Annotated in this window: 21 protein-coding genes; 9 read left to right on the top strand and 12 right to left on the bottom strand. The window is 72.7% G+C overall.

What is annotated here, in order from left to right; genetic code table 11:
* Nucleotides 1-79: 79 nt before the first annotated feature.
* Nucleotides 80-1,126 (bottom strand): YdcF family protein, encoded by a 1,047-nt coding sequence (locus tag ACFO0B_RS23855; protein WP_378614794.1) that lies wholly within the window; start codon nt 1,124-1,126, stop codon nt 80-82.
* Between the two features lie 138 nt (nt 1,127-1,264).
* Here ACFO0B_RS23855 and pcaD point away from each other — a divergent pair, with 138 nt between their 5' ends.
* From pcaD to ACFO0B_RS23870, 3 genes are read left to right on the top strand one after another with little or no spacing between them, the layout of a single operon-like run.
* A complete protein-coding gene (gene pcaD / locus ACFO0B_RS23860) occupies nt 1,265-2,032 on the top strand; it encodes a 3-oxoadipate enol-lactonase (protein ID WP_378615285.1) in 768 nt (255 codons plus the stop codon).
* A gap of 31 nt (nt 2,033-2,063) precedes the next feature.
* Nucleotides 2,064-2,693 carry a flavin reductase family protein gene (locus tag ACFO0B_RS23865; RefSeq protein WP_378614795.1) on the top strand — a complete coding sequence of 210 codons (630 nt, stop codon included), beginning with the start codon at nt 2,064-2,066 and terminating at the stop codon, nt 2,691-2,693.
* Nucleotides 2,694-2,722: 29 nt separating this feature from the next.
* On the top strand, nt 2,723-3,373 hold the full coding sequence (locus ACFO0B_RS23870; RefSeq protein WP_378615287.1) for a nitroreductase family protein: 651 nt from the start codon (nt 2,723-2,725) through the stop codon (nt 3,371-3,373).
* Between the two features lie 3 nt (nt 3,374-3,376).
* Here the strand turns inward: ACFO0B_RS23870 and ACFO0B_RS23875 are convergent, their stop codons facing one another.
* From ACFO0B_RS23875 to ACFO0B_RS23895, 5 genes are all read right to left on the bottom strand, one after another.
* Complete coding sequence (locus ACFO0B_RS23875) at nt 3,377-3,880, bottom strand: hypothetical protein (protein WP_378614796.1); 504 nt, start codon at nt 3,878-3,880, stop codon at nt 3,377-3,379.
* Nucleotides 3,881-3,964: 84 nt separating this feature from the next.
* Complete coding sequence (locus tag ACFO0B_RS23880) at nt 3,965-5,044, bottom strand: saccharopine dehydrogenase family protein (protein WP_378614797.1); 1,080 nt, start codon at nt 5,042-5,044, stop codon at nt 3,965-3,967.
* Nucleotides 5,045-5,050: 6 nt separating this feature from the next.
* A complete protein-coding gene (locus tag ACFO0B_RS23885; RefSeq protein ID WP_378614798.1) occupies nt 5,051-5,680 on the bottom strand; it encodes a TetR/AcrR family transcriptional regulator in 630 nt (209 codons plus the stop codon).
* A gap of 125 nt (nt 5,681-5,805) precedes the next feature.
* The gene (locus ACFO0B_RS23890) at nt 5,806-6,354 is read right to left on the bottom strand and encodes an NUDIX hydrolase (RefSeq protein ID WP_378614799.1); all 549 of its coding nucleotides are present in this window, start codon (nt 6,352-6,354) and stop codon (nt 5,806-5,808) included.
* Nucleotides 6,351-8,276 (bottom strand): heavy metal translocating P-type ATPase, encoded by a 1,926-nt coding sequence (locus tag ACFO0B_RS23895; protein WP_378615289.1) that lies wholly within the window; start codon nt 8,274-8,276, stop codon nt 6,351-6,353. Before ACFO0B_RS23895 ends, ACFO0B_RS23890 begins: the two co-directional genes overlap by 4 nt.
* Before the next feature lie 107 nt (nt 8,277-8,383).
* On the opposite strand from ACFO0B_RS23895, the gene ACFO0B_RS23900 reads away from it, so the two are divergent.
* The 3 genes from ACFO0B_RS23900 to ACFO0B_RS23910 all read left to right on the top strand — a co-directional run bounded on the left by ACFO0B_RS23900 (nt 8,384) and on the right by ACFO0B_RS23910 (nt 9,922).
* The gene (locus ACFO0B_RS23900; RefSeq protein WP_378614800.1) at nt 8,384-8,752 is read left to right on the top strand and encodes an ArsR/SmtB family transcription factor; all 369 of its coding nucleotides are present in this window, start codon (nt 8,384-8,386) and stop codon (nt 8,750-8,752) included.
* 135 nt (nt 8,753-8,887) lie between these two features.
* On the top strand, nt 8,888-9,571 hold the full coding sequence (locus ACFO0B_RS23905; RefSeq protein ID WP_378614801.1) for a GNAT family N-acetyltransferase: 684 nt from the start codon (nt 8,888-8,890) through the stop codon (nt 9,569-9,571).
* Nucleotides 9,572-9,637: 66 nt separating this feature from the next.
* Entirely contained in the window at nt 9,638-9,922 is a 285-nt protein-coding gene (locus tag ACFO0B_RS23910) for a hypothetical protein (protein WP_378614802.1), read from the top strand.
* A 61-nt stretch (nt 9,923-9,983) separates the two neighbouring features.
* On the opposite strand, the gene ACFO0B_RS23915 is transcribed toward ACFO0B_RS23910, so the two are convergent.
* A complete protein-coding gene (locus ACFO0B_RS23915) occupies nt 9,984-10,862 on the bottom strand; it encodes a helix-turn-helix transcriptional regulator (protein WP_378614803.1) in 879 nt (292 codons plus the stop codon).
* Between the two features lie 73 nt (nt 10,863-10,935).
* On the opposite strand from ACFO0B_RS23915, the gene ACFO0B_RS23920 reads away from it, so the two are divergent.
* Both ACFO0B_RS23920 and ACFO0B_RS23925 read left to right on the top strand, forming a co-directional pair.
* Nucleotides 10,936-11,595: a class I SAM-dependent methyltransferase gene (locus ACFO0B_RS23920; RefSeq protein WP_378614804.1), complete on the top strand. Its 660-nt coding sequence runs from the start codon at nt 10,936-10,938 to the stop codon at nt 11,593-11,595.
* An 18-nt stretch (nt 11,596-11,613) separates the two neighbouring features.
* Nucleotides 11,614-12,492, top strand: coding sequence for a TIGR03854 family LLM class F420-dependent oxidoreductase (locus ACFO0B_RS23925; RefSeq protein ID WP_378614805.1), 879 nt, complete (start codon nt 11,614-11,616; stop codon nt 12,490-12,492).
* Here ACFO0B_RS23925 and ACFO0B_RS23930 read toward each other — a convergent pair whose 3' ends face one another.
* The gene (locus ACFO0B_RS23930; RefSeq protein WP_378614806.1) at nt 12,493-12,939 is read right to left on the bottom strand and encodes a YdeI/OmpD-associated family protein; all 447 of its coding nucleotides are present in this window, start codon (nt 12,937-12,939) and stop codon (nt 12,493-12,495) included.
* A gap of 194 nt (nt 12,940-13,133) precedes the next feature.
* Between ACFO0B_RS23930 and ACFO0B_RS23935 the strand changes: the two genes are divergently transcribed.
* Nucleotides 13,134-13,967, top strand: coding sequence for an LLM class F420-dependent oxidoreductase (locus ACFO0B_RS23935; protein WP_378614807.1), 834 nt, complete (start codon nt 13,134-13,136; stop codon nt 13,965-13,967).
* 4 nt (nt 13,968-13,971) lie between these two features.
* On the opposite strand, the gene ACFO0B_RS23940 is transcribed toward ACFO0B_RS23935, so the two are convergent.
* The 4 genes from ACFO0B_RS23940 to ACFO0B_RS23955 are packed head-to-tail and all read right to left on the bottom strand — an operon-like array spanning nt 13,972 to nt 18,396.
* Nucleotides 13,972-15,198 carry an MlaD family protein gene (locus ACFO0B_RS23940; RefSeq protein WP_378614808.1) on the bottom strand — a complete coding sequence of 409 codons (1,227 nt, stop codon included), beginning with the start codon at nt 15,196-15,198 and terminating at the stop codon, nt 13,972-13,974.
* Nucleotides 15,195-16,280 (bottom strand): MlaD family protein, encoded by a 1,086-nt coding sequence (locus tag ACFO0B_RS23945; protein ID WP_378614809.1) that lies wholly within the window; start codon nt 16,278-16,280, stop codon nt 15,195-15,197. The genes ACFO0B_RS23940 and ACFO0B_RS23945 overlap by 4 nt, the downstream gene beginning before the upstream one ends.
* Nucleotides 16,277-17,377 carry an MCE family protein gene (locus ACFO0B_RS23950; RefSeq protein ID WP_378614810.1) on the bottom strand — a complete coding sequence of 367 codons (1,101 nt, stop codon included), beginning with the start codon at nt 17,375-17,377 and terminating at the stop codon, nt 16,277-16,279. The genes ACFO0B_RS23945 and ACFO0B_RS23950 overlap by 4 nt, the downstream gene beginning before the upstream one ends.
* Nucleotides 17,374-18,396, bottom strand: a complete 1,023-nt coding sequence (locus tag ACFO0B_RS23955) for an MCE family protein (RefSeq protein ID WP_378614811.1) — start codon at nt 18,394-18,396, stop codon at nt 17,374-17,376. Before ACFO0B_RS23955 ends, ACFO0B_RS23950 begins: the two co-directional genes overlap by 4 nt.
* Nucleotides 18,397-18,398: the final 2 nt, after the last annotated feature.

Genomic DNA, 18,398 nt, shown 5'->3' on the forward strand with positions numbered 1-18,398 from the left:
GGGCTGTGTCGCGGTGAACTGTTCCGCACGGCGCCCGCACCGGCAATCGTTCGACGCGGTCTGCGCACAACCCTCGGCGTCAGGTGATCAGGTACGCCTGTGCCGCCGAGGCCGAGATCGCGATCGCGGCGGCCGTCGCCACCGCGACGTGGGCGCGGCGGTAGTGCGTGGTGAGCACCGCCGCGAACTCGCGCAGGAACGCCGCCGGGATGAAGTACAGCGCCGTGCGGGCACCCGCCACGTGCGCCTCCACGCCGAGCCTGCGGGTCAGTGCGGCTGCCCGCAGGACGTGGAAGTTGCTGGTGACCACGGTGATCCGCGCGGTGCCGATGTCGATGCCGCGGTCGCGCAGCAGCGCGAGGCTGTTGCGCAGGTTCTCCTCGGTGTTGCGGGATTCCCGCTCGCGCACGATCGACTCGTCCGAGACGCCCGCCTGGATCAGGTAGGTGGCCATGGCGTCGGCCTCGCTCAGCGCCTCGTCGCTGCCCTTGCCGCCGGAGGTGACGAGGAGCGGGCCGCGGCCCGCCGCCGTCTCGGCCCGATACACGCGCAGCGCCCGCTTCAAACGGGAGGCGAGCAGCGGGGTGACCCTGTTGCGGTTGAGCCCGCAGCCGAGCACCACGATGGCGTCGGGGCCGGTGTCGTCCGGGAGCTGGTCGTAGACCACGGCGTGCCCGGCGAAGGCGAGCAGGTGCGCCAGCAGGTACACGCCGGCCAGCGTGGTCGCGGTGGCGACGATCAGGAGCCACGGCGGTACCTCCGGTCCGCGGCGCAGGGCGAGCGCGGCGGCGACCGGGAGGACCAGCAGGCCGGCTCCGGCGAGTACCGGGGTCAGGGTGATCGGCCGGACGCCCTCGCGCAGCATGACCGCGATTCCGTTGCCGGCCAGGCCGAGCCCGGTGGCGAGCACGGCGAGCAGGAACAGGGCGGTCACCAGCAGGGAGGCGGTGTCGAGTACGGCGGGGGCAGCCACCCGCGCCGCCGCCGTCGCCGCGCCGACGAGGACCAGCGAGAGCGCCACCAGCAGCAGGAATCCGGTGGAGAGGCGACGGGGTTCGCGGCGCATCCGTACCGCGCCGAATACCGCCGTCGCCCAGCCCGCCACCAGCAACACCACAGGGTCCACCGACCGCCTCCTCTGCTTTCCCGGGGCTGTATACCCGGAATGGCGGCGATACCATGGCGCCGTGTCCGTGTTCTTCCGCGCGGCTGCGGTGCTCCAGATCTCGCGGCCGGATCTCGTCGTCGTGCCGGTCGGGGCGTGATGGTCGAACTCGCGCACACCGTGTTGCCCGGCGATGGCATCCCGCTGGTGTTCCTCGGCTCGATCGCCTCGGACCGCAGCATGTGGCAGCCCCAGCTGGACGAGCTCGGCGGCCCCGCGCTCGCCGTCGACCTGCGCGGGCACGGCGGCTCACCCGCTCCCGCCGGGCCGTACACCGTCGCCGAGCTGGCCATGGACGTGATCGAGCTGCTGGACCGCGGGGGGATCGACGCCGCCCACCTGGTCGGGCTCTCGCTGGGCGGAGCGGTCGCCCAGTGGATCGCGGCCAACGAGCCGGATCGGGTCTCCGCGCTGAGCCTGTTCTGCACCGCCGCCCGCTTCGGCACGCAGCCCATGTGGGCCGAGCGCGCCGCGCTGGTCCGCCGCGACGGCACCGCGAGCCTGGCCGCATCCGCCCTGACCCGCTGGTTCACCCCCGGCTTCGCCGTCGCGCACCCGGAGATCGCCGCCCGCTGCACCGCCATGATCGCGAACACCGACGACGAGGCATACGCCGGATGCTGCGCGGCGCTGGGGGAGTGGGACGGCCGCGCCGACCTCGCCCGCATCACCGCGCCCACTCTGGTCGTCGCGGGCGCCGATGACCCGGGCACCCCGCCGCCGGTCGTCGCCGAGGTGGCGGAGGGGATCGCCGGGGCCGAGTTCGTCGTGCTCGACGACGCCGCGCACCTGCCGACCCTGCAGCACCCGCGCCTGGTCTCGGCGCTCATCGCCCGGCGCCACGGGAACCCCGGCTCGACCTCCTGATCGCCGCGGGCAAGCCGGTTACGGTGGAGCCGTGCGCACCGACATCGACCCCGGCGAACTCGGCTTCGGCGGCTTCTACCGCATCCTGACCAGCGTCGTCGTGCCGCGGCCGATCGCCTGGGTCTCGACCCGCTCGGCCGACGGCGTCGACAATCTGGCGCCGCACTCGTTCTTCACCGTGTCCTGCGTGCGCCCGCCGATGGTGCAGTTCACCTCGGTCGGAGCCAAGGATTCGCTGCGCAATGTCCTCGACACCGGCGAGTTCGTGGTCTGCCTCGCCACCGAGCCCGCCTTCGAGCGGATCAACGCCACCGGCACCGATTTCCCGGCCGAGCTGTCGGAATTCACCGAGGTCGGGCTGACCCCGGAGCCGAGCAGGACCGTCGCGCCGCCCCGTGTCGCCGAGTCGCCGGTCGCGCTGGAGTGCAGGCTGGAACAGACCGTCTCGCTCGGCGATTCGACCGTGGTGATCGGCCGCGTGCTGCACGCCGCCATCGACGCCGATGTCTTCGAGACCGACGAGCGCGGCACCGCCCTGCCCGCCATCGACCGGCTGCGCCCGCTGGCCCGCCTCGGCCGCGACGAGTGGTCGACCATCGGACAGGTGCTCGATATCAGCCGCATCCCCTACGACCGCTGGCCGGGCCACTTCCGCCGCTGAGCCCGACCGGTACGGTCGAGACCATGCCGATCGAACTGGACCTCTCCCCGGACGAACTGCTCTCCACCACCAGGGCCGTGCGCAAGCGGCTCGACCTGGACCGCGAGGTCCCGCTGGAGGTCGTGCGCGAGTGTCTGGAGCTGGCGGTGCAGGCGCCGAGCGGGTCGAACCGGCAGGGCTGGCACTGGGTGGTCGTCACCGACCCGGCCAAGCGCAAGGCGCTCGGCGAGCTGTACCGGCGCGGTTTCGAGGCGTACCAGGCCGATCCCGGCTACCTCGGCAAGAAGGTGAGCGGCGATCCCGAGGTGGATGCCTCCCGGCGCCGGGTGGCGAGCTCGGCGGAGTACCTGGCCGAGAAGCTGGGCGAGGTCCCGGTGCTGCTGGTGCCGTGCCTGTCCGGCCGGGTGGACAACGCGCCGAGCGCCGCCAGCGCCTCCTACTGGGGCTCGCTCTTCCCCGCGGTCTGGAACTTCTGCCTCGCCGCGCGCTCGCGCGGGCTCGGAACCACCTGGACCACCCTGCATCTCGGCTACGAGAGGGAGGCCGCCGAGGTGCTCGGCATCCCGTACGAGAAGGTGTCGCAGGGCGCGCTGCTCCCGGTCGCGTACACGAAGGGCACCGATTTCAAGCCCGCCGCCCGCAGCGACCTCGATCGGATCGTGCACGTCGACAGCTGGTGACGCTCAGGGCACCGACTGCAGGTGCCGCGGCGGGCGGTGCTCGAGATCGTCCAGCCAGGCCAGTGCGGCGTCCCAGCCGGTGGCGGTGCTGCGGTGCAGCAGCAGCCGGACGCCTGCCACGAGGTCGTCCCGCTCGACCTCGATGACCGAGCGCAGGTTCCGCGCCCGGCGCTGCCAGCGCGGGTGCGCCCGCTCCGGGTAGCCGATCTCGGTGCTCGCCCGGTCGACGATCTCCGGTTCGAGTAGTTCGGTGCGGTCCGGGTCGCGGTCGAGCCACAGCAGCACCGCGACCGTCCGGCCCAGCTCGCTGAGGTCGCGCGCGCACGCGGTGTCCGGCAGCGCGATATCGGCGTGCTTGCCGAAATCGCCGAGCATGTCCCGCATCCGGGGCTCCGTCGGCCCGTCCACCCAGTTCAGCCGCAGCTCACCGGTGTGCTCGCGCTGCACCCGCACCCGGGAGCCGACGCGCTCGGTCAGCCACGCCGACAACCGCTCCTCCACCACCACCTGCTCCGTCCACCCGACCCTGCTGGGACGTAGTGTCCGGAACCGGCGAAGGCAAACCCGTGGCAACTCGAATGGCGGTGCCGGTCAGCGTCGGAAGCCCGCCTCCGCCGCGCCCGCGGTGAGCGCCTCGAGCCCGAAGGCGTCGACCGGGCCGAGCGCGCCGGTGCCCCTGAGCCCGCCGCCAAGGACCGTGGTGGCGCCCCAGGCCAGGATGGCCGAGGTGAAGTCGTAGGGGTCGTTGCCGTTCAGCGTGACCGTGGCCAGCACCTTCCCGCTCGCATCGGCGGCCTCCGCCACCGCCCAGGACCGGGTGCGCGCCCGCGACTCCGGGCCGGGGCCGCCGGTCGAGCCCTTCACGACCTTCGCCAGCGCCCCCTCGGCGAGGGCCCTGGCGGGCGCGACCTTGCCGAGCAACCCCGCGACCAGCGAGCCGGCCTGCAGCCCGCGCGCCGCCGGCGACGGCAGCCCGAGGAACACATCGGCCTCGCGCAGCCCCGGATGCACCCGGGTCAGCGCGAGGTGTTCGGAGCCGGGGATGGAGACGCCGGTGCGCTGCCCGCCCACCACGTCGAAGCTCCGGATCTTCGATCCCGAGCGCTCCGGCACCACCCGGCCGCCGCGCAGCGCGAACCCGTGCTCGAACAGCATTCCCGCGATCGAGGCGCGGGTTCCGCCGCTGGTCCCCGGCGCCTCCACGAAGTAGCCGACATCGACTCGCGTCGCCGCCGGCGCTTCCCCGAGCGCCAGCGCGGCCGCGAGATTGCCGGGCACGTAGTCGAATCCGAACGCGCTCAGCAGCCCGACCCCCGCGGTGCGGGCCTGCGCGTCGTGGTCGAAGACGGTGCGGATGAACGGTCCCTCACCGGTCGAGTCGAAGTAGTGCGCGCCCGCCGCGAGCGCCGCCGCCAGCGCGGGCTCCCCGAACCGCAGGAACGGGCCGACGGTCGTGATCAGCACATCGCCCCTGCCGAGCAGCGCCCGCACCGAATCCGGGTTCGTCACATCGGCCACCGCGGTCTCGGTGCCGCCGATATCGGCCGCGAGCTTCGCCAGCGCGTCCGGGTTGCGCGCGGCCAGCACCGGGCTCGCGCCCTGCGCGATCAGCGCTTCGGCGGTCAGCCGACCGGTGTAACCGGTGGCGCCGAACAACACGATCTTCGGCATCTGCCGTCACCTGCATTTCTGTTCGTCGGGGTTCGGGTTCAGCAGCCCCTCGCCGACCGCGGCGGCGAGCAGCGGGAGCAGGACGTCCGGGTCGGCGCGGTGCCGGTCGGCGCGCCAGGAGAGGGCGATGACGCCGCTCACGGCGGCCCAGAGGACGGTCGCGGTGGTGCGCGGGTCGATGTCGGGGCGGACGGCGCCCTCCGCGATGCCGTCGGCGATGGCGTCGGCGAGCCTGCCGGTCTGCTCGTCCAGCAGGTCGGCGATGCGCTCGAAGGCCGGGCTGCCGGAGGAGGTCTGCGTGAGCAGCCGGAATTCGTGCGGGCGTTCCTTCGCGAACCGCACATACGCCTCGGCCGCGCCGAGCACCCGCTGCACCGCGCTGCCCGGCTGCGCGTAGGCCGCGTCCAGGTAGACGCGGTTCGCCTCCATCGCCCGCTCGGCCACCGTCATGAGCAGGGCATCGCGCCCGCCGACCCGGTTGTAGATGGTCTGCACGGCCACATCGGCCCGCTCCGAGACCGCGGGGAGCGTGAGGGCCTCCGGGCCGCCCTCGTCCAGCAGTTCCCGCGCCGCGCCGATGATCGCCTCCCGCGTCGCCGCGGTCTTGCGGGTCATCCGCGAGGGGGTGGCGGTCACGGGGTGACTATAACCCATTCCAATTCTGGATGGCCTTCCAGAAATCGGCGTCGCGTTCACATCCAGCGCGCCACTGGTCGGTAGTCGGCATCCGAACTCGGCCACCCCGTGCTGGAATGAACGCGTCAGCGCCCCAGCTTGGCGAGGAAGCGCGACAGGTGCGGGTCGAACAGGGCCGGGTCGGCGGCGGCGATCTCGTCGCGGGTCCACCAGCGGCCACCGCGGAACTCCTCCTCGTCCAGCGTGAACTCCGCATCCGGCGCGGCTGTGGTGACATACCAGAGGCTGACGTCCTCGTGCCCGCTGTCCACGTTCACCGTCGTGGTGATGGTGAGGAACAGCGGCGCGCTACCCGCCCCGAGTTCGGGACGCAGCCCGAGTTCCTCTTCGGCCTCCCGGCGAGCGGTGTTTCCGGGATGCTCACCCGGCTCCACGTGCCCGCCGGGCGGCAGCCACTTCCCGGCCTTCCGATGGTCGACGAGGAACACCGCGTCCCGCTCCGGCGTGGTCACCACGACGTAGGTCACCAGATGGCGAGGCGGCGTCGCCGGTTTCACCCGCCGGTAGATGTCCGCCGTCCGCGCGACCCAGGCCGCGGCCTCGTGGAGATGAGCGCGCTCCAGATCGTCGGCGGGGGCGATCGAGGAGATGAGCGCGGCGACGGCTTCGGTCATTCCCGCACTCTCGCACGGGGTTCCGACAGGAACGCGGACGAGCGCAGCAGCCGCAGCCCGTTCAACCCGACCAGGATCGTCGACCCCTCGTGCCCGGCCACGCCGAGGGGCAACGGCAGCGTGCCCGCCAGATCCCAGGTCACCAGCACGACGATGAAGGTCGCGGCGATGGCCAGGTTGGCGATGACCACCCGCCGCGCCCGGCGCGACAGCGCGATGACGGCGGCGACCGTACCGAGATCGTCGCGCACGACGATCGCGTCCGCGGTCCGCAGCGTGAGATCCGACCCCGCCCCGCCGAGCGCGATCCCGGCGTGCGCGGCAGCGAGCGCGGGTGCGTCGTTGATACCGTCCCCGACCACCGTGACCCGCGCCCCGGCCGCCGCCAGCTCGCGTACCGCGGCGACCTTGTCGTCCGGCAGCAGTTCAGCCCGGATATCGCGGATCCCGACCTCGGCGGCGAGCCGCTCCGCCGTCACCCGGTTGTCCCCGGTCAGCAGCACCGGCGCGCTCCCGGTCAGCGCGGTCACCGCGGCCACGGCGGCAGCCGCCTCCGGCCGGGTGCGGTCGGCGATCCCGAGCACCCCGACCGGCTCCGAGTCCACGGTCACCACGACCGCGGTGTGCCCCTGCTCCTGCAACGCGGTCACCTCGGCGAGACCGGGAAACGCGGTGGGGGAGACCACGGTGATCCGCCGACCGTCGACCACCCCCTCGACCCCGTGCCCCGGCTGCGCGGCGAACCCCCGAGCCTCGGCCAGCGCCAGCCCGCGCGAACGAGCCGCCCGCACCACCGCCGCGCCCAGCGGATGCTCACTCGGCACCTCCACCGAAGCCGCCGGCCTCAGCACCGCATCGGCATCGAATTCCGGCAGCAGGCAGACGATCTCGACCAACTCCGGAGCACCCCGGGTCAACGTCCCGGTCTTGTCGAACGCCACGAGCGTGGTCCCCCCGAGCCGCTCCATCACCACCGCCGACTTCACCAGCACTCCGTGCCGCCCGGCGGTGGCGATGGCGGCCAGCAGCGGCGGCATGGTCGCCAGCACCACCGCGCACGGCGAGGCCACGATCATGAACGTCATGGCTCGCAGCAGTGCCCGCCGCACCGGGTCCCCGAGCAGCAGCGGAATCACGAACACCGCCACCGTCACCGCGACCATCCCGATCGAGTACCGCTGCTCCACCTTCTCGATGAACAGCTGCGTCCGCGCCTTGGTCCGGCTCGCCTCCTCGACCAGCGTCGCGATCCGCGCCACCACCGAATCCGCGGCCCGCCGGTCGACCCGGATCCGCAGCGCGCCGGTGCCGTTCGACGTCCCGGCGAACACCTCGTCACCAGCGGTCTTGTCCACCGGAAGCGGCTCGCCGGTGATCGTCGCCTGGTCCACCTCGCTCCCCCCGGAGAGCACCGTCGCGTCGGCGGCGATCCGTTCCCCCGGCCGCACCAGCAGCACGTCCCCGACGGCGAGATCGGCCGCCCGGACCGTCTCCTCACCCCCGGCGCCGAGCCGGGTGGCGGTGTCGGGCGCCAGATCGACCAGCCCGCGCACCGAATCCGCGGTCCGCGCGGTGGCCAGCGCCTCCATCGCCCCCGAGGTGGCGAAGATGACGATGAGCAGCGCCCCCTCGGTGATCTGCCCGATCGCCGCCGCCCCGAGCGCGGCCACCACCATCAGCAGATCCACGTCCAGCGTCCTCTCCCGCAGCGCCCGCAACCCCGCGAGCCCCGGCTCCCAGCCCCCGGCGGCGTAACAGGCGAGGTGGAACCCCCACCACAGCCACTGCGGCGCGCCGCTGAGCTGCGCCGCCAGCCCGATCAGGAACAGCGCCAGAGCCGTTGCGGCCCAGCGCACCTCGGCCAGCGCGAGCAACCCCGTACGCCGCACGGGCACGGCGGCGGGCGATGAGCGGGACAGCACGACCACGAGCGAACCTCCGAAAGCGACGGGCGAAGCGGACCGACCCGAGACTAACAGAAGAGATGAACATGTATTCATACATGGAGCTCGGAGTAAGATGCCCCCTCATGGGACACGGAGTCGAGGGCCGCAGCCGACCGGCCGCACGCCTCGACGCCACCGCGGCCGCCCATGTCGCCACCACCCTGCAGGCCCTCGCCACCCCCAGCCGCCTGCTCATCCTCACCGAACTGCGGCACGGCCCGCGCCCGGTCTCCGAACTCGCCGAGGCCGTCGGCATGGAGCAGTCCGCGGTCTCGCACCAGCTGCGGCTGCTGCGCAACCTGGGCCTGGTGGTCGGCAACCGCAGCGGCCGCTCGATCGTCTACAGCCTCTACGACGCGCACGTGGCGCAGTTGCTGGACGAGGCCGTCTACCACAGCGAGCACCTCCGGCTCGGCCAGCCGGACCGGCTCCGCGACAGCGACGCGGGCTGAGCGCAGCTGTTGCGGCCCGGAGAATTCAGGGTCGGAGATCCGGGGGTCGTCGACGACTGAGGCCGGGTGCGGTGGCTCCGGCCGGTGCATGCTGAACTGACGGTCGCACTCGCACGACCGGAAGGCACGACACGCGTGGACACCACCCCATTGGACGACCCGGTCGGCGGGTCGCTGCACGGCAACCACGCCCACCTGGCCCGCCGCATCGGCCGGGCAGTCACCTACCTCCCGGACGTCACCACCTTCGCCGCGGTCGACCCCGGCGACGGCGGCGAATGGGACGATCTGGCCCGGCTGCTCGGCCCCGGCGCAGACGCCGACCTGTTCAGCTGCCCGGTCCCGCCGCCCCCGCACTGGACCGAGTCCTTCCACCTCGCGGGCAGGCAGCTGATCCTGCCCGGCGCCCTCGCCGACACGCCGAAGGTCGCCGACGTGGTCGAGCTCGGCGCCCCCGACGCCGCCGAGATGCTCGACCTCGTCGCGAACACCCGCCCCGGCCCGTTCTGGCCGCGCACCCACGAGCTCGGCCCCTACCTCGGCATTCGCGGCGACGACGGCCTGCTGCTCGCCATGGCGGGCGTGCGGCTGCGCCCGCCCGGCTGGTCGGAGATCAGCGCCGTCTGCACCGCCTCCGAGGCCCGTGGCCGCGGCTACGCCGCGCAACTGATCGGCGAGCTGGTCGCCCGGATCACCGCGCTCGGCGACCGCCCCTTCCTGCACGTCGCCGAGACCAACACCGGCGCCATCGCGCTCTACGAACGCCTCGGCTTCCGCACCCGCACCCCGGTCACCTTCCGCGGATTCCGCGTTCCCTGACCGAGCCGTGTTGGATCGCCCCGGCCGGGGTAGGCGGAGTGCACGACAGCGACAGGGTGAGGTGTGATGGGTTCGAGAAAGCGACTGGCTCGGCGCGGCGGGGCTCCCGAATGGTTCACCCGCCTCGGCCCCGACGCGCAATCGGCGCTGCTGGACGACCCGTACCGCGAGCTCACCGAACCGCTGGTCAGCGCGCTCGGCCCGGACGCGGAGAATGTGGTCGGCCGCGTCTACACCGCCCACGAGCGCAGCACCCGCTACTACCTGGCGCCGCGCGCCGCCGTCGATCTGGTCAGCGCCCGCGACCGGGTGCGCGGCTGGTGGCGCAGGCTCTCCCCGCCGCGCCGTTAGGTGGCGCACCGCCCGGTCGGGGGTGCGGGCGGTGCACCGGTATCGAGGTTACGTCCGCGGCTCAGCCGTGGCTATCGCCGTGCAACTGATTGCGCCACGCGCGTGGTGACAGCTCGTGCGCCCGCCGGAACACCCGGCCGAAGTACGAGGGGTCCGGTAGCCCGACCCGGTTCGCGATCACCGCGATCGGTAAGTCGCTGCCGCCGAGCAGTTCCCGCGCGTGCGCCATCCGCCGCTCGGTGATCCAGTCCTGCACGGTGCGCCCGGTGCGGCGGCGCACGAGCGTGGTCAGGTGGCCGGGGGTGACGCCGACCGCGGCGGCCACGTCGCGCAGCGAGAGCGGCTCGCCGAAGCGGCGATCGATCACCTCGAAGACGTCGGCGAGCAGCGGTTCACCCAGCAGCCGGAACTCGCCGGGGATGTCGGTGGTGAGCCTGGCGAGATCGATCAGCAGCAGCGTCAGGTGCGCCAGCGCCGCCTGCTGGAACCCGTCACGGCGGTGCTCGAGTTCGGCCTCGATCGCGGCCACGGTGTCGGTCCACAGCGTGTGCCCCGGCGGCAGCGGGACCCGGAGCAACCCGCTCGCCTGCCCGTGCAGGAAGGCGGAGAGCAGCGGGTGCCGATTCCAGGTCGGCCACGGCGAGCGGCTGTCGATGCCGAGCGCGCCGGGGTCGAAGAACACCGTGACGCTCGGGTCCGGCAGTGGAACATGCCCGACATCGACCACCCGGCCCGGCGTGACCACGTAGACCGCGTGCTCGGTGGGCAGATGCACCAGGACCGGGAAGTCGTGGATGTGCGGCGCCTGCTCGAGCCCGTCCGGCCCGTGCAACCGCAGCAGCGAGACCGGGGGTGTGCCCGGATCGGAGCGGTACCCGTACACCGGCACGCCCCGATGCTGCCGGATCAGCCGCGTGGCCCGCGGTCGCACATCGGACACCGAACCGAAGATAGTCCTACTTCTGCCGAATATCTCCCGACTTCCGCCGCGTCGTCCTCGCCACCATGGAGTCATGACCTCGCGCACCCTCGGCAACGACCACGACTACCTGCCCGCGGCGGGCAACGACCTGTTCCTGCCGTTCTACGACCTGCTCAGCCGGGCACTCGGCAGCCCTGCCGTGCACCACACCCTGCTCGCCCAGGCCTGTATCGAGAGCGGCCACGCCGTGCTCGAAATCGGCTGCGGCACCGGCAACCTGACGATCCTCGCGCAGCGCGCGGTGCCCGGCGCCGACGTGACCGGCACCGACCCCGACCCGCGCGCCCTCGCCCGCGCCGAGCGCAAGGCCCCCGCCCTCCGCTTCGAGCGCGCCTACGCCCAAGACCTGCCGCACCCCGACGGCAGCGTCGACCGCGTGCTCTCCGCGCTCATGCTGCACCACCTCGACGCCGATACGAAGGCAGCGGTCGCCGCCGAAGCCTTCCGCGTCCTTCGCCCCGGCGGCCGCCTGCACATCGCCGACATCGGCGGGCCCATGACCCCCGCCGACGGGTTCGCCGCTCGCCTGCACCTGCGCAGCGCGCACGTTCGCGGCAATCTCGGCGACACGCCGCTGTCGGTGCTGCGCACGGCGGGCTTCCATACCGAGCAGGTGCTCTCCCACCCGCACCGCGCCCTCGGCCGCGTCACCTACTACCGCGCCACCCGCCCCGGAAATGCTGAGCGCTGATCGCGTGTTGTCGCAGGAGTGAAGATTCGATTCGGCGTCGGCATCGGCGCGAACACCGATCCGGAGGAGCTGGCCGGGTTGGTGGACGGGCTCGAGCAGGCCGGCGTCGACTCGCTCTGGTTCTCCGAGCTGATCTACTCACCGGCGGTCGACCCGGTCGTCGGCATGGCGTTCGCGCTGTCGCGTACCCGGAATCTGAAGGTCGGCACCTCGGTCGCGATCCTGCCCGGCCGGCACCCGGTCCTGGTGGCGAAGCAGCTCGCGTCGCTGGCCGCGCTCGCCCCCAAGCGCGTGCTCCCCGTCTTCGGCCTGCAACCGGCCGGACCGGGGGAGCGCGACCTGTTCCCGGTCGACGGCCGCCGCGGTGACGTCTTCGACGAATCCCTTTCGCTGCTGCGCGCCGTATTGCGTTCGGACGATGTCGATTTCGAGGGCGAGTACTTCACCGTGCGCGGCGCCGGGGTCGGCAGGCGCCCCGGCCGCCCGCTCGACATCTGGCTCGGCGGCCGCGCCCCCGCCGCCTTCCGCCGCATCGGCCGATACGGGGACGGCTGGCTCGGCAGCTTCCTCACCCCCGCCGAAGCCGCCGCCGGAGTTGTCGCCATCGACCGGGAGGCCGCCGAAGCCTCACGAGAAATCGAAGCGGACCACTTCGGCATCACTGTGCTCCTCGCCGAAGACGGCATCCCCGGCCCCCTCGCCTCCCGCATCCGCAGCCAGCGCCCCGACACCGACCCCGCCGACGTCATCGCAGGAAGCTGGCCCGACCTGCACCGCCTCATCGACGGCTACCTCGAGGCCGGGCTCACCAAGTTCGTCGTGGTGCCCGCGAGCGGCAAACCGGTGGACGGCTTCGTCGACCGCTTCGTCGCCGAACTCGCCCCCAGGCAGAACTGATCAGGCGCCGCTCAGCTCGGCGATGATCGCCGCCACCCGCCTGTCCCGCGTCTCCTGCTGCTTCGCCGCCGCCACCGGCTCGGCACGCTGCCGCTGCTTGCTGTACGACAGCGCGTCGAAGGCGGCGCGCGCGGCGGGGTTCTCCGCGAATGCCGCCGCCAGTTCCTCCGGGATCTGCACCGTCCGCTCGGCGGTGTCCAGCTCGATCGTCACCTCGACGGTGTCGCCCGCCGCGATCCCGGCCGCCGCCCGATTGGCCGAGCTCAGCGGAATCTTGTACCCACCGCCCCGGACGGCGATGCTGCTCGCATAGGTGTGCCCGCCGATCGTCACCGAGACCTTGGGCCGCTTTCCGCCGCCCAGCGCCTCGACCACCTCGTCCGGCACCGGCAGCCCGGTCGCCGTCTTTCCGTCCAGCTCGACCCGCGTCGTGAAGGTCTCCGCCATCAGCTCTTCTCCTCGCCGAATGGATGCGTCGTCATTGTCGCACTTCGGCACTCGAACGCCACCGCTGCGGCGACACAATCCAGGTCTCGGCGCAGGGCGACATCCACACACCTCGGCTGCCCAACGAGGGCCTGTTCCTCGAGCCGTGAATCGACGGTGGAATAGATCCGCTCGACCCCCGGGTTGGCCCGACTATGGCCAAATACGATCTCGGCAAGTTCGGTGTGTGGCGGGGCTACCAGGGGTTCACCCCGGAGGACGCCGAGGAGCTGGAGAAACTCGGGTTCGGCGCGCTGTGGCTGGGCGGCTCTCCGCCGGCCGAGCTGCCGGTGGTGGAGTCACTGCTGGAGGCTACGGAGACGCTCACGGTCGGCACGAGCATCGTGAACATCTGGGCGGCTGAGGCGAAGGCCACCGCGGAGTCGTTCCATCGGATCGAGGCCCGGTTCCCGGGACGGTTCCTGCTCGGGATCGGGGTCGGGCACCGAGAGAACGACGGGTCGGGGGCGATCAAGCCGTACGAGGCGCTGGTGCGGTACCTGGACGAGCTCGACGCGGCGGGCGTGCCGGTGGAGAGCAGGGCGCTGGCGGCGCTGGGGCCGCGGGTGCTGGAGCTGGCGCGGGACCGGTCGGCGGGGGCGCTGCCGTATCTGGCGCCGCCGGAGCACACGCGGAATGCCCGCGCGACGCTCGGCGCGAGTTCGCTGCTGGTGGCCGAGCAGAAGGTGGTGCTGGACGAGGACGCGGAGCGGGCGCGGGAGGTCGCCCGGCGGATGGTTCCGTTCTATCTGGGGCTCACGAACTACGTGAACAATCTGCGGCGCCTCGGGTTCACCGAGGAAGACCTCACCAAGCCGGGGAGTGATCGGCTGATCGACTCGCTGGCGGTGCACGGTTCGGCGGCTCAGGTCGCGGACGGAGTGCTGGCGCATCTGGATGCGGGCGCCGACCATGTCGCGATCCAGGCGTTGGACGACGATTACGTCGCGGCGCTGCGCGCACTGGCCGAGGTACTGCCGACCGAGTAGCGGTTCAGCGTGGCACCGGGGCGTGCGGGCCGCCGTAGGGGGTGGGGATCGACTGCGGACCGACCGGCGGCGGGTCGGCGGTCTGCAGGGGATCGCCGGGCGGGTCGGGGGGGACGGGGTCGTTCGGCGGGCGGGGGACGTTGGCGGCGCCGCGCGGGATGAGCGTGGGGTCGGGGCACTGCGCGTTCAGGTACGGCGGGGCGTAGTCGGGAACCGAGCCGGGGCGGCGCGGGGTGCCGTAGTCGCAGGCGTAGCGGGGGTAGATGCTGGCAAGCGCCCAGACGCCGCCGTCGTGGAAGGCCGAGGCGACCGCGTCGAGCGCGGAGCCGGCGCGCTGCTGCGGGAAGAAGAACTCCTCCATCGCGGGAATGCGGGTGTAGGCGACCTGGGAGACGGTGACCAGGTCGCCGAGCAGCTGCACCATGGTGGGGGAGTTCTGCGCGAGGACGGCGTCGACGGTGGTCAGCATGGGCGGGGTCTGGGCGAGGAGCTGTTCGTAGCCGCCGGTCATGGCCCCCAGCCCGCCCGCGGTGACGGCCAGGTCGGCGGCGGTGGATTCGAGGGCGGGGCTGCCGAGCGTCGCCAGCACGACCCTGCTGTTGTGCAGCAGGTTCACGGTCTGCGGGAGGACCGTGTCCAGGGTCGAGACCAGGAACGTGCCGCCGTCGATGATGGCGGCCAGCTTGTCGGGGCCGGCCTGGCTCACGCCGAGCTCGCGGGAGATGGCGGCAAGCCGGTCGGGGTCGATCTGGGCCAGGGTGCCGCTGAGACTCTCCAGCATGTCCGCGAGCGGGACCGGGGTGGCGGTGCGGTCGGCGGTGATGACGGCGCCGTCGGCGAGGTAGGGGCCGTCGTTGGTGCTGGGCTGGAAGTCCAGGTACTGCTCACCCGCCGCGGAGAGGGCGGCCACCCGGACGAGCCCGGCCGCGGGGATGCGGTCGCGCTCGCCGATGGCGGCGACGGCGACGACCCGATCCCCGGCGACCTCGACGGATTCGACCCTGCCCACCCTGACCCCGCGCAGGGTGACGTCCTGGCCGGGCAGCAGCCCGCCGGACTGCTCCAGCTCCACCCGCACCCGGTACGGCTCGTCGAACGGGTCCATCCGCAGGGTGCCGATGCCGAGGTAGGCGGTTGACCCGGCGAGGATCACGAGCAGCCCGGCCAGCGAGAGCGCGAGCCGCTGCCGATGCGCGCGCCGCACGGCGCCGACGAGCAGCCGGGCGATCATCGCGGCGGCTCCTGCAGCCGGGGGCCGAGGCGGTCGAGCATGTGCCGCAGCGAGCCGACGAAGGCGGTCCAGTCGGTCGGGTCGGGGAGCCTGGCGCCCGCGGTGCCGGGGAAGCCGGGGTCGGGGACGGCGCCGACGGCGATCTGGGTGATGTCGGCGTTCACGTGGCCGTTCGGGCCGCTGATCATCTTGATGACGATGCCGAGCATGGTGTTCAGCTCGTTCAGGTCGGCCTCGGGGTTGAGCGCGGCGGCGTTCAGCCCGGCGGCGAGCTGGTTGATGTTGGCCGCCATCGAGGTGGTGTTGGTGCCTGCGACGCTGGGGAAGCGGGCGAGCTGGGTGGTGAGGGCGTCGATGCGGTCGACCACGGTGAGCAGGGCGTCGGTGTTCTCGGCGAGCGTCTGCACGGCCGGGCCTGCGGCGGTCACGGCGTCGGTGAGCGTTGTCTGTCCGGCGGCGAGGGTGGTGCTGAGATCGGCGGTGGCGTGCAGGATTTCGTCGATCCGGTCGGTGCGGGCGGTGAGCGTGTCGAGCAGGGCGCGGGTTTCGGCGAGGAGCGTCGCGAGGCGTTCGCCGCGCCCGCCCGCGTACTCGCCGAGCGCGGAGATCACCGACGTCAGGTGTTCGATGGCGCCGCCGCTCACCAGGAACGAGGCGCGGGTGAGCAGCTCCTCGATGGTGCTGGCGGCCGAGGTCGCCGTCAGCGGGATGGTGTCGCCGTCGGCGAGGAACGCGGTGCCGGAATCCGGGGGCGGGCGCAGCGCGACGAAGACGTCGCCCATGGGGGTGGCCGAGCGCAGCTCGGCGGAGGTGCCCGCGGGGAGCCGCGCGTCGGCGGTGACCCGCAGGGTCACCACGGCGGTGTAGTCGCGGGCGGTCATGGCGTCCACCTGGCCGATGTCGACGCCGTCGAGCTTGACCTTCGCTTTCGCGGGCAGGTTGAGCGCATTGCTGAAAATGGCCGTCAGGCTGTAGGTTTCGCCGCTCAGCCCCGGTGCCGGGAGCGGGAGCCGGTCCAGGCCGGCGGCGCAGCCGGTCAGCGTGAGGGCGGCGGTGAGCAGGGGGAGCAGGTAGCGGGTCATCGGCCGTTCCGTTCCGCGAGGCCCGCCAGGATGGCGGTGATGCCGAAGTCGGGGCCCATGTCGCGCATGGTGCCGGTGGCGCAGCCGAGGTTCTGCAGCTGCAGCAGATTGCAGATCTCCTTGACCATCTGGCCGTCGAGCAGGAACCGGTTGATGTCGATCGCGGCGCGCAGCGCGCCGACATTGTGATCGATGGCGTTGTAGGCGTTGTCGGTGACCAGGGGGAAGACGTCCAGGAATTCGGCGAGGTTCCCGTCGTAGTCGGCCAGCGTGCCCGCCAGGGTGCCTGCGTCGGTGGTGAGCCCGGCGATGGTGTCGCGGTGCCGGGTGAGCAGCTCGGCGACCTGGGCGATGATCCGGTTCAGGGCGGCGCCGGTGTCGCCGGAGCCGAGCTGCTGGCCGGCCAGGAAGTCGCTGAGCTGGGCGACGGCGGAGCCGAAGTCGCGCAGGGTCGCGTCGTTGCGCGCGGCGGTCGCGGTGAGCGTGTCGAGGTGGGTGACGACGGTGGTGATGGCGTCGCGGGTGGCGGCGCCGTTGTCGGGGCCGAGCTGCAGCGCGCGGGCGAGCTCGCTGAGCGCGGCCCGCATGTCGGGGCCGTTGCCGCTGGTCGTGGCGGTGCCGAGGGACATCAGGTCGGCGATCGGGCCCGCGCCGTCGCCGTCGCCGCCGAGCGAGGTGGAGAGTTCACGGGCCATGGCGAGCAGGGCGTCGAACTCGACCGGGGTCTTGGTCCGGTCGGTGCCGAGTACGGCCTTGTCGGGGAGGGTGGGGCCGCCGCGGTAGACGGGGGAGAGCTCGACGTGGCGGTCGGTGAGGATGGAGTCGGAGATGGTCACCGCCTGCACGTCGGCGGGCAGCGTGATCCCGTCCTCGATCCGCATCTCCACCTCGACGTCGGTGCCGCGGGGGGTGATCCGCACGATCTTCCCCACCCGCATGCCGAGCACGGCGACGGCATTGCCCTCGTAGAGGCCGTTGGCATTCGCGAAGCGGGCGGTCACCGTCGTGGTGTCGCCTGTGCCGGTCCCGCAGCCGGCCAGGCAGGCGGCGCTCAGCGTCACCGCGGCCAGTTTCACCATGGTCAGGGTGCGGCTCATCGGCAGTCCTCGAGGTAGGGGTCGCGGCCGGCGGCGACGGCGGTGGCGCTCAGCGCGCACATCCAGGAGTCGACGAAGGCGCCGTCGGGGGCGTTGGCGTCGAGTTCGGGGCCGCTGCCGGTGGCGTCGGCGAAGAGCCGCCACGGGACCGGGAGGATCTGCAGGATATTGCGGAGCAGGTCGTCGTGCGCGGCGATCATGGCGGTCATGGCACGCAGATCGGTCAGCAGCTGCTCGATCTCGGCCTGCTCGCCGACCGCGATCGGCTCCAGCCGCTGCACCAGCCCCGTTGTCGCGGTGAGCAATCGGCTCAGCGCGGCCTGGCGGGCATTGATCTGCTGGAGCAGGGTGCGGCCCTCGCCGATGACGGCGGCGAGATCGGCCTGCTGCCGGTCGATGACGGCCCCGACCTCGCCGGTGCTGGTCAGCAGCGCGCCGATCTGGTCGCGGCGCTGGGCGATGATGCCGGAGAGCGCGCGGACGTCGCGCAGGACGCCGGGGATCAGTGCGGGCACGCCGTCGAGTTCGCGGGAGAGCGTCGTCATGGATTCGGCGATCCGGTCGGCGTCGATGCCGTCGAAGGTGGTGGTGACGTCCTGCAGCGCGGTCTCCAGGTCGTAGGGGACGGTGGTCTGCGACACCGGGATCCGGTCGCCGGGCAGCGTGCCCGCGCCGGAGGAGGTGAGCTCGAGGTAGCGGGAGCCGAGCAGGGTGGTGAGCTTGATCGCGGCGTGGGTGTCGGCGCCGAGGACAACGGCGTCGTCCTCGATCTGGATCGTCACCTCGACGTGGTCGCCGGCGAGCCGGGTGTCGGTGACCGTGCCGACCGGGATACCCGCCCAGGTCACCGCGTCACCCGCGCTGATCCCGGCGGCCTGGGCGAAGTCGGCGCGGTAGGTGCGGGCGCCGATGTGCAGCGTGCCGAGCACCACCAGCGCCGTGAGCGCCACAGCCAGTGCCGCGACGGCGGCGATCCCGACCCGCAGCGCGGAGTCGATCTCGGGGCGAGAGCTTTTCATGG

Source organism: Nocardia jiangsuensis (assembly GCF_042650385.1).
GTDB lineage: Bacteria > Actinomycetota > Actinomycetes > Mycobacteriales > Mycobacteriaceae > Nocardia > Nocardia jiangsuensis.